Below are 14108 nucleotides of genomic sequence, written 5' to 3'. Positions count from 1 at the left end.
ACAAGACCAAAACCTGCAACAGCGACCAGTTGTACATTTTACGGTTAATGGCAAGAACTACTTTCTCCAGCCACGTTTTTCAATGGAACGTACATTCGGAGCATCCTTCAGTGTCACCAAATAATCGAACAATAGACGTAGATCCTGGTCACCAGCATCTCCAGTAAACGGATTAATGTAAATAGCATTTCCGTAGTTCGACCTCGATTTTGAAGGCGAGTCATCAACGATCAGGATTTTATCAAGAGTATATCCTTTGCTCTTTAGCTTGTCGAGTCGCTTCTCAAAACTAAACGTGTCATATACCAGATCGCGTCTGGAAGTACATTTTGACCGGCCCCATACAGCCACCATCTCCACACCAGGAGGAGTAATTTGTTGTACGATCTTGTCAACATACGCATCGCTGGCCGTGCTCCACACGGCGATCGAAAAATGCCGGGAAATATTTACCAGGAATTCCTTTACGCCTGGCCTTTCGTATACAAAATACTGATCGACCCTAAAGGCAAACGGAACATCCAACTCAGTGGTAGTTGCATGGATCAAGGTTTCGTCCAGATCGAGCACCAATAGCTTATCGCATTTTTCTTCCATATATTCGACGGGGGCATCAAATCTACGACAAAGCAGGGCACATCCCAACCAACCTTTCCGCGTGGTAACGGTCATCCAGATATTTCAGTCTTGAATTCCCTAAACTCCCAAAGGAAACCGCACGCGCATGCTCCACTTGCAAAAACCCCAACACTTTTCTATCTTTGCGTCCCCGGAATACTCCGGCTGCTGACATCTCTGTAAGGGGCAGATGTTCCCGCCAAGCCCCGCGAACTAATCTTTTTTTTATCCCAAATTAAGGAACATGCGAACTATTGCATTCTATTGCGATGCCCATAGCGTCGAACAAAACGCTATGGAACAGCTTCAGCAATACGCACAGCGGCCGGACATCAAGGCCATCTGTGCATTTACCGACATACACTACTGCGCAGAAAAAGCCCTGCCCGTAGGCGTAGCATTTGAAACGACCGATCATTGCTATCCGCTCATCACTGGAAAAGACATCGGCTGCGGGGTTATGTACCTCAAGATCGAAAAGGCCTATTGGCAAAAGCCCTTCGATAAAGTGGAGCATTACCGCGCCTTCCATTGGGCACACGCCCAAATGACCGACGACGGACTCGGTGGCGGCAATCACTTCCTCTCCATCGAGGAAGATGATGAGGCCATTTACATCATCTGTCATACCGGAACACGCGACCGCGGTATTGCTCTGTACCAGCATTGCCTCCAGCTCACCCGCGACTATTCAAAGGAACTGGGGCAAGATGTTGACTACATCCACCGCGATTTTCTCGAGGAAGCGTTTATCAGGTATTATGGGTCGACACTTGAATATGGCTACCAGCGCCGCAAGAATTTCTGTATCAAAACGATGCTGTTTTTGCAAAACGCCAACTACCTGCGTTGCAACAAATCGTCGTTAAACAAGGAATTCCTGCGCAGCAATTTCAAAGACGCCCCGCACCAGGATACCCTGAACGGTACCCCGTATACACTGGAAGACTCAATCCACAACCACATACGTTGGAACAAAGGATCGATCATTCACCGTAAAGGAAGCACCGAACTGGAGCCTGGCAAAACAGTAGTAATTCCATTGTCGATGTCAAGGGGCAGCCTGCTGGTAAAGGCCGGCAACCAAACCGGAACAGCGGCAGCAATAAACTCCTGCGCCCATGGCGCCGGCAGAAAGCTGTCGCGCTTCGATGCCATGAAGCATTGGAAAACGGTGTTGAAGGAGAAACAACGGAAAGCCTACAAAGTGCAGTTTCGCGAACTGCTCGACCGCTCAGGCAATTTCCCGTCCGGTTACATACAGGAGTTTGATTTTGCCTACAAGGAGGCCGGCGACCTGCTCGTCCAAATGCCCTATCTGCAGATGGTAACGCAAACCACACCAATAGTAACGGTAAAGTATTCTGAGATCTGATCACAAACGAAATGGGGCCAACATGGCTCCATTTCGCCTTTTGATATCACCCGATACGCTGTAAAGCTCATTCGCTTATCAGCACTCACCAGGCTCACAGTATATTGGCATATTGTTCATCGGTCACCTGCTCCATCCACTCTACAACTTTTCCGTTCAGGTTTTCCTGAATGGCGATATGCGTCATACCATTCGTAGCGGTAGCGCCATGCCAATGTTTCTCATTGGGGGCAAACCACACCACATCACCCGGGAACACATTGTGTATGGGGCCGCCTTCTCTTTGAACCCAGCCGCAGCCGGCAGTAATGATCAGGGTCTGTCCAAGCGGATGCGTGTGCCACGCCGTTCTCGCCCCCGGCTCGAAGGTCACGCTGGCAGCCACCGCCCGCCTGGCTTCGTTAGCGTCAAAAAGCGGATCAATCCTTACCGCACCGGTGAACCAATCCGCAGGTCCTTTACCCGATTGCTTTGAACCTACTCTTGTTATTTCCATTATTTTTATTTTTCATACTTCGACTCAAGCGCGATCGGAACAACATCGGTAAGCACCAACGAAGTCACCATATGCTGCACCGTAGATTTATACTTCAGAAAATGCTCCGTCTTGATATGCGATTGGTAAGCAGCAACACTGGCATAGATCTCAAACACCGTAACATGAGTCGGCTTTTCTTTATCATAGACACCATACAAGGTCAGCACACCAGGCTCTTTCTTAATAGCCGCCTCAGCATGTTCTTTTAGGGCAGCATTATACTCCTTCAACTGAGCACTATCAACAACGATCTTCGCGATGCGCACATAAGGCTTGCCGTCCTGGGCAAAGAGACTACAGGAGGAGCAAATTAGCAGAGCCCCCAGCAGGCTCGAAAAGCAACATACAAAACGCATTCTCATTTCGACCATTTTATAAGATTACTCAATTCTGCGACCTGAACTCATTGGGCGTAATACCCACCCGCTGCTTGAATAGACGGGTAAAATGAGCAGGATACTTAAAGCCCAACTCCGTAGCAACCTGACTCACCGACTTATCCAAATCAAACATTTTCCCCTTGGCAATATCAATGATCTTTGACTGAATATAGTCTTGCGCCGTTCGCCCCGTTTCTTTCTTGATCAGGTCTCCGAAATAATTGGCCGACAAATTAAGCTCGTTCGCGCACCACGCCACCGAAGGCAATCCTATCGTTTGCGGATGCTCAGATTCGAAGTAACCATTCAATAAACCTTCAAACCTTTCCAGAATTCCCTTGTGTACATTTTCCCTGGTAATAAACTGACGATCATAAAACCGCTGACAATAATCAAGGAAGAGCTCGATATTGGACGCAATCAGCTTTTTACTGTGCTTGTCAATAGCATGTTCAAGCTCATACTGGATCTTCGCAAAACAGTCCAAAACGATCTGCCTTTCCTTTTCCGAAACGTGAAGCGCTTCTCGTGTATCGTATGAAAAAAAGCTGTATTGGTTAATATGACGGCCGAGCTCTGTACCATGGATAAGGTCGGCATGAAATACCAAGGCATATCCTTTAGGCTGATACAGCTGACCATTACTGTTCATACCCGCCACCTGACCCGGAGCCAGAAAAACCAACGTCCCTTCCTGGTAGTCGTAGGTAGCCCGGCCATAGGTGAGGTCGCCACACACAACATCCTTCAGAAAAATAGTGTAAAACCCGAAGTACATACGGGAACCCGATCTGGGGTTGGCTTTAGAAAGGTCAACCACACTGACCAATGGGTGCAGCGTTGTATTATTATTAAAGACATTGTAGTCGTTAATTGAATTGAACTTCAGCATATTATCCATAGTTTCACTGTTTAGCACTATTAAAATTACGCCATATTTAGCCCGTTTTGGCCCGCCTGCTCCTACTTCAGTAATAATGGTAATAATCCCAGTAAATGGTATAAGGATTGCCAAATCAATAGAACCCATCTTTGTAAAGAGCTGCCCTATCCCCGCCCACACCACAAAAAGCATTCATCGTAGACCAGTAGCATTGGTAAGGAAACCCGTAATCCATATATCAGGACCTACAGGAAACAGTTGGACCTTTGCATTACAAAAAAGAAGCGAATGAAAACGGTAAAACTAAATAACGGAGTCGGGATGCCTATGCTTGGCTTTGGTGTTTTCCAGGTAAATGACCTGGCTGAGTGCGAGCGAAGCGTAATGGACGCCATCGAAACAGGATACCGGCTAATAGATACAGCAGCGTCTTATCAAAACGAAGAAGCAGTTGGAAATGCCATTAAACGAAGCGGTGTTAAGCGCGAAGAGTTATTCATCACAACCAAGCTGTGGATAGAAACCGATGGCTATGACAGCACCCGGAAGGCCTTCGAAGAATCACTGAATAAGCTGCAAACAAACTACATCGACCTGTACCTAATCCATCAACCTTATGGAGACGTATATGGTGAATGGAGAATTATGGAAGATCTGTACCGGGAAGGAAAAGTAAAAGCAATAGGCGTCAGCAACTTTCACCCCGACAGGCTAATTGACCTGATCATCCACAACGACATTATTCCAGCAGTAAACCAAATCGAAACGCACCCATTTCACCAACAAATAGAAGCACAGCAGTTTCTGAAAGAAAACAATGTGCAGATCGAATCCTGGGGACCATTTGCAGAAGGCAAAAACAATCTTTTTCAAAACGAGCTGTTGCTTTCGATCGCAAAGAAGCACAACAAGACGATCGCACAGATAGTGCTGCGGTGGCTAAACCAACGCGGCGTGGTTGCCATCCCAAAATCCGTTCGTAAAGAAAGGATGATAGAGAACTTCAACATATTCGACTTTGAGTTGAGTGCAGAAGACATGCAGATGATCAAAACATTGGATACAAACGCAAGCAGCTTCTTTGATCACCGCGACCCCGCCATGGTAAAGTGGCTGGGTGAGAGAAAATAATTTATTAATCATATGACCTATAAAAGGAAACCAATCATGAAACAATTCCTGCTTTTATTGACATTGTTATCCACTACGCTGTTTAACAAAGTTGCCGCACAAGACACAGCTGTCTATACGAAAGATGGCATCGCATTGCCAGTTCGAAATACGGGAAACAATACGCTTATTGAATTAAATGCCGCTGACAGCATTTTCAATTTCAGTATAGCGGTGGCGAGCTTCCCCCCAGGCAAAAAATTAGATTGGCATTATCATCCTGGCGGCCAGATCTTACTCATAACAGAGGGCATAGGTTATTACCAGGAAAAAGGCAAGCCAAACAAATTGTCCGTAAAGGAGAAGTTATCAAATGCCTTCCTGGCGTAGAACATTGGCATGGCGCATCCATTGAAACCGGGGTTACTTACCTGGCTACCAGCCCTTCCCAAAAAGGCCCCACAGTGTGGCTGCAAAAAGTAACGGACGAAGAATACAAAAGTGGGAAATAAACAATTCTACCTGCAAAAAATCAACTTACCCAATCGGGAAAAATTCAAAACAAACCATTTTATGAAAGCATCAATTATCGGACTGTTTCTTATCCTTATGAGCGTGCAATATGCTCATTCGCAACAATCAAACTCGAGTCCCTCCCCTGCAGATCAGGAAATCATCAATCTTTCCAAACAAAAATGGAGTTGGATGGCAGACAAGAAAGCAGACACACTTGCAGGGCTTTTCCATGAAAAGTCCATGTTCGTCCATATGGGAGGCAGTTGGGGAAAAGAACAGGAAATCAATATAATCAGAAGTGGTGGGATACATTATAAGAAAGCAGACATCCATTCGGTCTCTGTGAATATTATTGACAACACGGCCATACTATTAAACAGAATAACGCTGTTAGCAGTGGTAGGGGGAAACGAAGTAACCAATCCATTTATGGTCACTGAGGTGTATGTCCGGCAAAATGGAGCCTGGAAATTGGTATCTCTTTCCTTCACGAAACTTGTTGGCCAGTAGCGTCAGCAAAACACGTATGAAAAAGTTCAGTACCAGTCTTTGGTTGTTGACGGTGGCAGCAATACTGCTCGCAGAATGCTCAAAAGCGCAGCAAGTGAGTTCAGACGGCAAGATATTGATCGTGTACTTATCGCGCACCAACAATACCAAAGCAATAGCCGAAATAATACATAAAAATATGGGAGGTGATCTGGTGGCGCTTGAGTTGCAAAACCCTTATCCCGCCAATTACCAGCAAACGGTACAGCAGGTCGTACGGGAGAATGAAAGTGGCTATCTGCCACCGCTGAAAACAAAAATAGATAGCATTGAAAAGTACAATATTGTATTTGTCGGCTTTCCAACCTGGGGTATGAAACTGCCGCCTCCCATGAAAACGTTTTTGCATCAATATGATCTGAGCGGCAAAACGATAGCCCCGTTCAACACAAACGGAGGTTACGGAATTGGAAGCAGTTTCGACACAGTAAAAGAATTATGTCCCAACAGTAAAGTAGTGGAAGGATTTTCAATGGAAGGCGGTTCGGAAAGAGATGGTAAACTGCTCACAATACAGGGAGAAAAAGCGACCCAAGCAGAAAGCCTGGTAAAAGCCTGGCTGAAAAGGATCAATTTATTACCAACAGCAGCACTTACGCCCAGGCAGGTAAGCATTGTTCCCATTGCAGCGGCAACAGCAACCGGCAACCAAACATTATTAAGAAGCGCCTTAAATGACGGACTGGAGGCAGGCCTGAGTATGAATGAAACAAAGGAAATTCTGGTACAGCTATACGCCTATGCCGGATTTCCCCGTAGCCTTAACGCCATCAACACACTGCAGGCCGTGGCCAATGAACGTAAACAGGCAGGCAAAAAGGATGTTGCAGGAAAAATGCCATCGGCAGTAGCGTACAATCAGGGAAGGTTTGCGTTTGGGAAAGAAGTTCAAACAACCTTAACCGGAACAACCGCCATCGGTGAGCCACAACGCTATGTTCCTGTAATTGATACCTTCCTGAAGGAACACCTGTTTGCAGATATATTCAGCCGGGATAACCTCGACTATCAAAGCCGGGAAATTGCAACAATTTCAGCACTCGCAAGCATGAGCGGAACAGAAGGACAATTGCGGGGACACTTAAATGTAGGCAGAAACGTCGGACTCACCGAACAGCAGCTTAGAGCCATTGCATTCACCATATCCACCAGGGTCGGCTGGCAAGAGGGAAACACCATGACTAAAAACATCAACGAAATGTATAGAACACAGGATGCCGCAGTTGCTTCTACCGCCAATGGAGTAACTGTAAAAAAGGTCACCTTCCCCAACGAGAACATCAGTGTAGTGGGAAATCTCTACATGCCGCAAGGATTTGATAAAAACAGGAAGTATCCGGCCATCCTGGTGGGCCATCCTGCAGGCGGCGTAAAAGAACAAACCGCGGGCATTTATGCGCAAAAACTGGCAGAGCAGGGATTCATTACACTGGCGTTCGATGCCTCCTACCAGGGAGAGAGCGGCGGTTATCCAAGGTTTTTAGAAGACCCCGCCATGCGGGTCGAAGATTTCAGGGCAGCAACCGACTATTTAAGTACCCATCCATCAATTGATCCCAATCGAATCGGCGTACTGGGAATCTGCGCGGGTGGCGGCTTTGCCATAAAAGCAGCCGAAACCGAGCGCAGGTTAAAAGCAGTAGCAACTGTAAGCATGGTGGATCTTGGGCAGCTTCGCCGCGAGGGACTGGCGGGCGTACTGAAGCCGCAAATGCAACAGCGACTGGAAGAAGTAGGCAGGCAACGCACACGGGAAGCCAATGGAGAACCCATTAAATACGTGAACTACGTATTCAATACCCGCGAGGAAATTCCAGCTTCAGCAACCGGCATGTACAAAGAAGGATACGATTACTATAGAACCTCAAGAGGACAGCACCCCAACTCGCAGAACAAGTATGCATTCACCAGCCTGGATAAATTGATGAACTTTACAGCCCTCGACCATGTAGAAATGATCGCTCCTCGTCCGCTGTTGCTGATAGTGGGTAACCAGGCCGACTCCAAATATTTCAGTGATGACGCATTCAACAGGGCCGCACAGCCAAAAGAGCTGTTTGAAGTGTCCGGCGCGTCGCACATCGACATGTACGACAAGCCCGAATATGTACCCCAGGCCGTCAAAAAACTGACTGACTTTTTCACCCAACACCTCAAATAGCCATCATGAAAATTGCATTTGTTCAGATCGCGCTTGCGATGGTAGTAATAGCAATCTCCTGTAAACAACATGCCATACAAGAGAACACTGCCGTCGCACAACTATCTACTCCCCTTTTCCCCAAAGGCGAAAAGATCACCAATAGCAATTTCACAGGGGACGTTTGGTTAAACTCGCTGGTTAATGCAGACAGCCTGAACTCAATAGCTGTTGGCAGTGTAACCTTCGCGCCTGGCGCAAGAACCAAATGGCACAGTCATCCTGCAGGCCAGATCATACTCGCGTTGGAGGGCGCCGGCTATTACCAGGAAAAAGGAACCGCAAAGCGCATCCTGCGAAAAGGAGATATTGTAAAATGTCCTCCCAATGTATCCCATTGGCACGGAGCAAGTATCGACAGCAATTTCGTGCAGGTGGCCATAACCGGACGGGAAAAAGGGGAAACGGTTTGGCTGGAAGCCGTCACAGATTCAGTATACCGAAAACCCTGACAATAACCTCGCCGTAACACCAATCAGTAATATTGGTAAAAAAATCAGTAACTTATATAAGCCCGCCCCGGGGAAACCTGGGTAAATTACCCCCGTGCAAGCCGACCGTCCGATCAAATACTAATTAACCTTTTACCATGGAACAAACCAAGTCAACCTACAACAGACGTTCCTTCTTAAGATCATCCTTATTGGCAGGTGGTGGTCTTATGATCAGCTTCACCTGGCTGCCCGAAGCAGCACAGGCAGCCTCCCCCAAAGAACTTCCCGACCAATGGAATGAACTAACGGGCTATATAAAGATATCTTCGGATAATAGCATAAAGATCTACAACCCCAATCCGGAGTTCGGACAAAACGTGATGACGTCACTCCCCATGATAGTAGCCGAAGAGCTGGAGGCCGACTGGCAAAAAATAGTAGTAGAAATGGGCCCGCACGATAGTGTCAAACTAGGCGCCCAGTTTACCGGCGGAAGCAATTCAGTGCGAATGTATTGGAAGCCACTGCGCGAAGCAGGAGCCGCAGCACGGCAAATGCTGCTCGAAGCCGCCGCCCAAACCTGGGGCGTGCCCGTGGAGGAACTCACAGCAAAGGCCGGAACCATCTACCATGAAAAAAGCGGCCGGTCAGCCGTCTATGGCGACCTCGCCTCCAAAGCCGCCACCATACCCATCCCCAAAGGGATGAAACTAAAGCAGGCAAAGGATTTCAAGGTAGTCCGCAACTCACAGAAGAATGTTGAAGGCCTGAAGATCGTTACCGGCAAACCACTCTTCGGGTTGGATTATAAACACGAAGGCATGTTGATCGCCATGATCCACCATCCCCCGGCCTTCGGCATGAAACTGAAATCATTCGATGCAGCACAAGCCCTGAAGATGCCAGGCATCAAAGACGTCTTTACCCTTAAATTATACGAAGAGGGATTCGAACAGGCAGGCTTCGACACCCGCAGCTTCAACGATCTGTTGGTCGTTGTAGGCAAAACCACCTGGGAAGTGATGAATGCCCGCAAAAAACTCATCGTGCAGTGGGAACCCACCGGGGATACAAAAAATACCATGGCAGGCCGCGGCGGAGAAAAAAGAGAAGTAGTGGTACCCGGTGATTTGGAAACTACCAGCAAACAACTCGCAAAAATGCAGGAGTATGCCAAAAGGCCTGCGCAGCAATTACGAAAAGATGGGGACCCCGAAACGGCCTTTAAAAATGCCGCCCAGGTGATCGAGCGCACCTACAATGCACCGTTCCTGGCCCACAACTGCATGGAGCCGATGAACTTCTTCGCCCATGTCACGGAAGAAAAAGCCCTTTTAGTAGGGCCGCTGCAGGCGCCCGGTTGGACGGAACCCACCCTGGCAAAGCTCCTGAAACTGCCGCCCGACAAGATCGAGATCCAGATGACACGTATGGGCGGGGGCTTCGGTCGCAGGGCATACGGACACTATCTCTCAGAAGCAGCGCTGATCTCCAGAAAGGTCAACGCGCCCATCAAACTGATATACACCCGCGAAGATGATATGACCTACGGCATCTATCGCCCCATGTACACCGCAACCTATCGGGCAGCACTGGACGCCAACAAAAACCTGATCGCATTTCATGTAAAAGGTGGTGGCATCCCCGAGCATGCCATTCACGCAAACAGATTTCCCGCTGGCGCCGTAGACAATTACCTGGCCGAAGGATGGCAAATACCCTCCAATATCACGATCGGCGCATTCCGGGCACCACGCTCAAACTTTAACGCGGCAGCAGAACAATCTTTTTTAGATGAACTGGCAGAAGCCATGGGCAAAGATCCGATCGACCTCAGGTTGGAGCTTTTGAAAAGAGCTAAAGAAAACCCGGTGGGCAAAAACAATGAGTATGATGCCGACCGGTACGCAGGCATATTAAACCTGGTCAAAGAAAAATCCGGCTGGGGCAACCCGGAAAATAAAAAATACAACCGCGGAGTGGCGGCCTATTTCTGCCACAACTCCTATGCAGCCCATGTGGTCGATATCGTGATGAAAAATGGACGACCATTTGTTGAAAGGGTTTACAGCGCCATTGATTGCGGCATCGTCATCAACCCGGATGCCGCAGCCAACATGGTCGAAGGCGCCGTCATCGATGGCATCGGCAATGCATTCTATGGCAGGCTCAGCCATAAAGAGGGCGCCGCAGAGCAAAACAATTTCCACCGATACAGGATGATACGCCATAGCGAGGCGCCAGATCAAATAGAAGTGCATTTTGTGCAGAATGATATCGACCCTACCGGATTGGGCGAACCACCCTTTCCGCCGGTGTTCGGCGCCGTAGCCAACGCGCTGTATAAAGCCACCAACAAGAGGTTGTATGATCAGCCCTACCTCGACCAGCTCCTAAATTCAACCAACAAGTCGGAGAACAGGAAATCATTTTAACAAAGCTTCCACCATCAACTATCAACCATGCTCAAACTAACCATCAATAAGAAAACCTACGAACTCGACATCGATCCGGAAACGCCCCTGCTATGGGCACTCAGGGATGTAATTGGCCTGGTGGGCACCAAGTACGGATGTGGCATGGCACAATGCGGTGCCTGCGTAGTGCACCTCAATGGCGAAGCCGTGCGCTCCTGTGTAACCAGGGTAAGCAGGGCCGTTGGGAAACAGGTAGTGACGATCGAGGGCCTGGCGGAAAACAACGACCATCCCTTGCAAAAAGCATGGCTCGAGTTGGATGTAAGTCAATGCGGCTATTGTCAGGCCGGGCAGATCATGTCGGCAGCAGTATTGCTGAGGGAGAATAAGAACCCGACAGATAAAGATATCGATCAGGCCATGGAAGGCAATATTTGTCGCTGCGGCACCTACCTGCGTATCCACAAGGCTATTCACCTGGCAGCTGAGATGCAACGCGAAGGATCGAAGTGAGAAACCACCACAACAACATTAAATCTAACTCTTCCAATAATCATTTGCCAATACCACTGAAGTCTCAACTTGTCGGGAAGGGATGGTCCAGTACTTTTTTAGTAAACTATTTTTCTGATCGGCTGGCAATAACCGAAAGCCATGTTTTTGATAAAATTTGATGGCCCAACTTGCCTCAGCCCAGGTGCCGATCAAAATAGGTGTGGAGGCCATTTGACGAAGATATTCGAGCAACTTGCCACCCACTCCCTTTTTCCTTGCAATCGTTCTAACATACGCGTGGCGAATTAAGGTAACATCTTCCTTTGGTTGAATTCCCATCACTCCAATAATAGAATTATCCTCCGTGTATTTCCAAAATTGAACGCCATCCTCGATTTGTTTCTGCAGCTCTTCTTTCGACATATACGGCTCATGCCACCGGTCATCGGGAATAACCCCGCGATAGGCAGAGGCTGCATCATTTATTATCTCATAGATCGTATCGAAATCTTCCTGAACACTTTTTTCAATCATAATTTTTACATATTGAATATCACAGTATCATAGGCTGGCGAAGGGATCGGCAAGCCATCTTTTCCCTACTAAGTTATTTCTTATTCTGCTTAAGGACTGGGTTTACGTACAACAGGATTTATTCAGCTGTATAGGAGGACATTTCACGGTTCCATAGCTGCAAAACACGCAACAATCCCCCTGCCTGGGCTTAAGGAGGGTTTGGCAGTTGGTGCAGGTATAAAAATACTGACAGGCATCTACCGGCATCGTTTCCGCTTTCTGAAAGCCGCAACGCGGACAGGTGATTATCGATTCAAGTATTAGAGTAGCTTGCATTAGCTAGTAAAGTTACCCGACTTTTACTGGAGGGGCAGTGCATATTTTGCATTCACTCGTTTTTTCATAGTATGCATTTTCATTATGCAAAAGTGCCTTTTCCGGCAACCATTCCCACCATACACCCAAATCCTTCTTAATAACGTTATAGTAAAATGGCGGTAACTGTTTTGATTCGCCTTCAAAATAGGCGCGAAAGCTTTTATCACTGATCAGGTTCTTCCTAACCTGCCTGAAAAACCGCAACCGGCCATACCCTTCTGATGACACAGCCCTCATCAGATTCATCCACCGGGTCGAAAAATTAGAGGCGCTTTTGAAACGCTTATAAAGGGCCTTAGGCGAAAACGAATAGGCCGTTAGGTCAATCACTTTGTCGTAGAAGTCAACCCAGTCATAGTTTTTCGGCTTAATGTTCATGGCGAGATGGTTGTTGAGAAAATGAAAAGGAAACGGAAGCACACGGCCTGCCTGTTGGTATTCGAGGTTCAGCGGCGCAGCCTCGCCGAAAGCCGTCAAAAGCGAATAACCTGGAAATACCTGGGGGGTACGATCTATAAACCGCTTCGTAAGCTCAAAAGGCTCCGTTCCCGAGTCACTGTCAAGCCCAAGCACAAAGTTCGTTTGCACATAGGGAATATGGCCGAAGATCATATTGACATGATCAGACACCTGCCTTACTTTTTCATCGCCGGTGATGCGGCCTGTTTTAGACTTGTTGCCCAGGTCAAACCAGGACTCTATACCTGGCAGCAGGGCCATAAATCCATTGTCCTGTAACACTTTAACCCGTTGCTCGGTAACCACCGACAAGCTGCTTTCCGCGATAAAACGGAAACTCTTAGGAGGCGCTGCTGATGCGATGGCCTCCATATTCTCCTCAAACCGTATCCCGAAATTTGGATCGTGCCAGGCAACCCAGGGTCTCTTGAATTTCTCAAGCAGGAACCGGAGATCTTCTTTTATTACTTGGAAATCCAACGACTGGTAGGGCACCGATGCATCAATGCAGAAAGGGCAGGTATAGGGGCATCCCACACTTCCCAGCATCGGTACAATTTTCAGGAATGGAGCTTTTTGGAGGGTGGGTTCAATGAATTTCCAGCGTTCTCTTACGCCACATAGATCAGCCGGCTGTTTGCCGGCTGATAAATATTTCCCTACAGGACGTTGTGCTGTACACGAACTAAGCACTTCCATAATAGTCAATCGGTTAGTGAACCCCAGCACATAGTCGAAATATTGAATAGCATCATCAGGATAACACCTCGCATGTGGCCCGCCAAGCACCGTCACCGCCCCCTTGCTCCTGGCATAGTTGCTGATCGCGTAGGCCAGTAAGGCTGCCTGTGTAAAGGAACTGATAAATAGCAAGTCCACATTGCTGGGGATTTCTTTACTCAGATCTTCACTGCCAGTGTAACAGATCATGGTTACCTGATGTCCTTCCTGTTCACACCAGGTAGCGATCACCTGGGGCATGATGCTGGCAAGATTGGCATGCATTATCCTGGCCCATAATGTATTAGTTGGCCCTTTGCATACCAGGTCCAACACGCAAATTTGTAGCTTTTGCATACTAACATTTTAGCGTCAACGGGGGGCATAGGATGGGCCCGTTGAAGTATACCGAATAGGAAATTCCTCCCGACTATTGGCAAAGCAGGTTGTTCCTTACATGATAGGCTATTTACCAAATGTTTCTAACACATCCTTGGGGGTAGTGAAGTAATTCCAGTGG

The 14108-nt window shown here is 47.8% G+C and carries 15 protein-coding genes; 8 read left to right on the top strand and 7 right to left on the bottom strand.

The window, feature by feature from the left end:
* Positions 1–57 precede the first annotated feature (57 nt).
* Positions 58–597 carry an HAD family hydrolase gene (locus P2H89_RS06095; RefSeq protein WP_275825687.1) on the bottom strand — a complete coding sequence of 180 codons (540 nt, stop codon included), beginning with the start codon at positions 595–597 and terminating at the stop codon, positions 58–60.
* Positions 598–862: 265 nt separating this feature from the next.
* Here P2H89_RS06095 and P2H89_RS06090 point away from each other — a divergent pair, with 265 nt between their 5' ends.
* Positions 863–1993 carry an RtcB family protein gene (locus P2H89_RS06090; RefSeq protein ID WP_275825686.1) on the top strand — a complete coding sequence of 377 codons (1131 nt, stop codon included), beginning with the start codon at positions 863–865 and terminating at the stop codon, positions 1991–1993.
* 94 nt (positions 1994–2087) lie between these two features.
* Here the strand turns inward: P2H89_RS06090 and P2H89_RS06085 are convergent, their stop codons facing one another.
* Genes P2H89_RS06085 through P2H89_RS06075 form a run of 3 tightly spaced genes read right to left on the bottom strand, consistent with a single transcriptional unit; the run spans position 2088 to position 3812 of the window.
* A complete protein-coding gene (locus P2H89_RS06085) occupies positions 2088–2489 on the bottom strand; it encodes a cupin domain-containing protein (RefSeq protein WP_275825685.1) in 402 nt (133 codons plus the stop codon).
* A gap of 5 nt (positions 2490–2494) precedes the next feature.
* Positions 2495–2893, bottom strand: coding sequence for a putative quinol monooxygenase (locus tag P2H89_RS06080; RefSeq protein ID WP_275825684.1), 399 nt, complete (start codon positions 2891–2893; stop codon positions 2495–2497).
* A 22-nt stretch (positions 2894–2915) separates the two neighbouring features.
* Positions 2916–3812 carry a helix-turn-helix domain-containing protein gene (locus tag P2H89_RS06075; RefSeq protein WP_275825683.1) on the bottom strand — a complete coding sequence of 299 codons (897 nt, stop codon included), beginning with the start codon at positions 3810–3812 and terminating at the stop codon, positions 2916–2918.
* Between the two features lie 270 nt (positions 3813–4082).
* Here P2H89_RS06075 and P2H89_RS06070 point away from each other — a divergent pair, with 270 nt between their 5' ends.
* The 7 genes from P2H89_RS06070 (at position 4083) to P2H89_RS06040 (ending at position 11533) form a co-directional block, all read left to right on the top strand.
* Entirely contained in the window at positions 4083–4925 is an 843-nt protein-coding gene (locus P2H89_RS06070) for an aldo/keto reductase (RefSeq protein WP_275825682.1), read from the top strand.
* A gap of 36 nt (positions 4926–4961) precedes the next feature.
* Positions 4962–5294 (top strand): hypothetical protein, encoded by a 333-nt coding sequence (locus tag P2H89_RS06065; protein WP_275825681.1) that lies wholly within the window; start codon positions 4962–4964, stop codon positions 5292–5294.
* A gap of 183 nt (positions 5295–5477) precedes the next feature.
* Positions 5478–5930 (top strand): nuclear transport factor 2 family protein, encoded by a 453-nt coding sequence (locus P2H89_RS06060; RefSeq protein WP_275825680.1) that lies wholly within the window; start codon positions 5478–5480, stop codon positions 5928–5930.
* A 16-nt stretch (positions 5931–5946) separates the two neighbouring features.
* Complete coding sequence (locus P2H89_RS06055) at positions 5947–8130, top strand: flavodoxin (protein WP_275825679.1); 2184 nt, start codon at positions 5947–5949, stop codon at positions 8128–8130.
* A 5-nt stretch (positions 8131–8135) separates the two neighbouring features.
* Positions 8136–8621: a cupin domain-containing protein gene (locus tag P2H89_RS06050; RefSeq protein ID WP_275825678.1), complete on the top strand. Its 486-nt coding sequence runs from the start codon at positions 8136–8138 to the stop codon at positions 8619–8621.
* A 137-nt stretch (positions 8622–8758) separates the two neighbouring features.
* A complete protein-coding gene (locus P2H89_RS06045; RefSeq protein ID WP_275825677.1) occupies positions 8759–11038 on the top strand; it encodes a molybdopterin cofactor-binding domain-containing protein in 2280 nt (759 codons plus the stop codon).
* Between the two features lie 27 nt (positions 11039–11065).
* A complete protein-coding gene (locus P2H89_RS06040; protein WP_275825676.1) occupies positions 11066–11533 on the top strand; it encodes a (2Fe-2S)-binding protein in 468 nt (155 codons plus the stop codon).
* A gap of 24 nt (positions 11534–11557) precedes the next feature.
* On the opposite strand, the gene P2H89_RS06035 is transcribed toward P2H89_RS06040, so the two are convergent.
* From P2H89_RS06035 to P2H89_RS06025, 3 genes are all read right to left on the bottom strand, one after another.
* Positions 11558–12049: a GNAT family N-acetyltransferase gene (locus tag P2H89_RS06035; RefSeq protein ID WP_275825675.1), complete on the bottom strand. Its 492-nt coding sequence runs from the start codon at positions 12047–12049 to the stop codon at positions 11558–11560.
* Positions 12050–12151: 102 nt separating this feature from the next.
* The gene (locus tag P2H89_RS06030; RefSeq protein WP_275825674.1) at positions 12152–12367 is read right to left on the bottom strand and encodes a GDCCVxC domain-containing (seleno)protein; all 216 of its coding nucleotides are present in this window, start codon (positions 12365–12367) and stop codon (positions 12152–12154) included.
* 12 nt (positions 12368–12379) lie between these two features.
* Positions 12380–13945, bottom strand: coding sequence for a radical SAM protein (locus P2H89_RS06025; protein ID WP_275825673.1), 1566 nt, complete (start codon positions 13943–13945; stop codon positions 12380–12382).
* Between the last annotated feature and the right edge of the window lie 163 nt (positions 13946–14108).

Source organism: Paraflavitalea sp. CAU 1676 (genome assembly GCF_029223285.1).
In the GTDB taxonomy this organism is placed as follows: Bacteria; Bacteroidota; Bacteroidia; order Chitinophagales; family Chitinophagaceae; genus Paraflavitalea.
This window is presented reverse-complemented; position numbering and strand designations above follow the sequence as displayed.

Excerpts from the sequence above, each read along its gene's own strand:
- P2H89_RS06055 (WP_275825679.1), top strand. The coding sequence starts at position 5,947 with ATGAAAAAGTTCAGTACCAGTCTTTGGTTGTTGACGGTGGCAGCAATA.
- P2H89_RS06045 (WP_275825677.1), top strand. The coding sequence starts at position 8,759 with ATGGAACAAACCAAGTCAACCTACAACAGACGTTCCTTCTTAAGATCA.
- P2H89_RS06080 (WP_275825684.1), bottom strand. The coding sequence starts at position 2,893 with ATGAGAATGCGTTTTGTATGTTGCTTTTCGAGCCTGCTGGGGGCTCTG.
- P2H89_RS06075 (WP_275825683.1), bottom strand. The coding sequence starts at position 3,812 with ATGGATAATATGCTGAAGTTCAATTCAATTAACGACTACAATGTCTTT.
- P2H89_RS06085 (WP_275825685.1), bottom strand. The coding sequence starts at position 2,489 with ATGGAAATAACAAGAGTAGGTTCAAAGCAATCGGGTAAAGGACCTGCG.
- P2H89_RS06035 (WP_275825675.1), bottom strand. The coding sequence starts at position 12,049 with ATGATTGAAAAAAGTGTTCAGGAAGATTTCGATACGATCTATGAGATA.
- P2H89_RS06065 (WP_275825681.1), top strand. The coding sequence starts at position 4,962 with ATGAAACAATTCCTGCTTTTATTGACATTGTTATCCACTACGCTGTTT.
- P2H89_RS06050 (WP_275825678.1), top strand. The coding sequence starts at position 8,136 with ATGAAAATTGCATTTGTTCAGATCGCGCTTGCGATGGTAGTAATAGCA.
- P2H89_RS06040 (WP_275825676.1), top strand. The coding sequence starts at position 11,066 with ATGCTCAAACTAACCATCAATAAGAAAACCTACGAACTCGACATCGAT.
- P2H89_RS06060 (WP_275825680.1), top strand. The coding sequence starts at position 5,478 with ATGAAAGCATCAATTATCGGACTGTTTCTTATCCTTATGAGCGTGCAA.
- P2H89_RS06030 (WP_275825674.1), bottom strand. The coding sequence starts at position 12,367 with ATGCAAGCTACTCTAATACTTGAATCGATAATCACCTGTCCGCGTTGC.
- P2H89_RS06095 (WP_275825687.1), bottom strand. The coding sequence starts at position 597 with ATGGAAGAAAAATGCGATAAGCTATTGGTGCTCGATCTGGACGAAACC.
- P2H89_RS06025 (WP_275825673.1), bottom strand. The coding sequence starts at position 13,945 with ATGCAAAAGCTACAAATTTGCGTGTTGGACCTGGTATGCAAAGGGCCA.
- P2H89_RS06090 (WP_275825686.1), top strand. The coding sequence starts at position 863 with ATGCGAACTATTGCATTCTATTGCGATGCCCATAGCGTCGAACAAAAC.
- P2H89_RS06070 (WP_275825682.1), top strand. The coding sequence starts at position 4,083 with ATGAAAACGGTAAAACTAAATAACGGAGTCGGGATGCCTATGCTTGGC.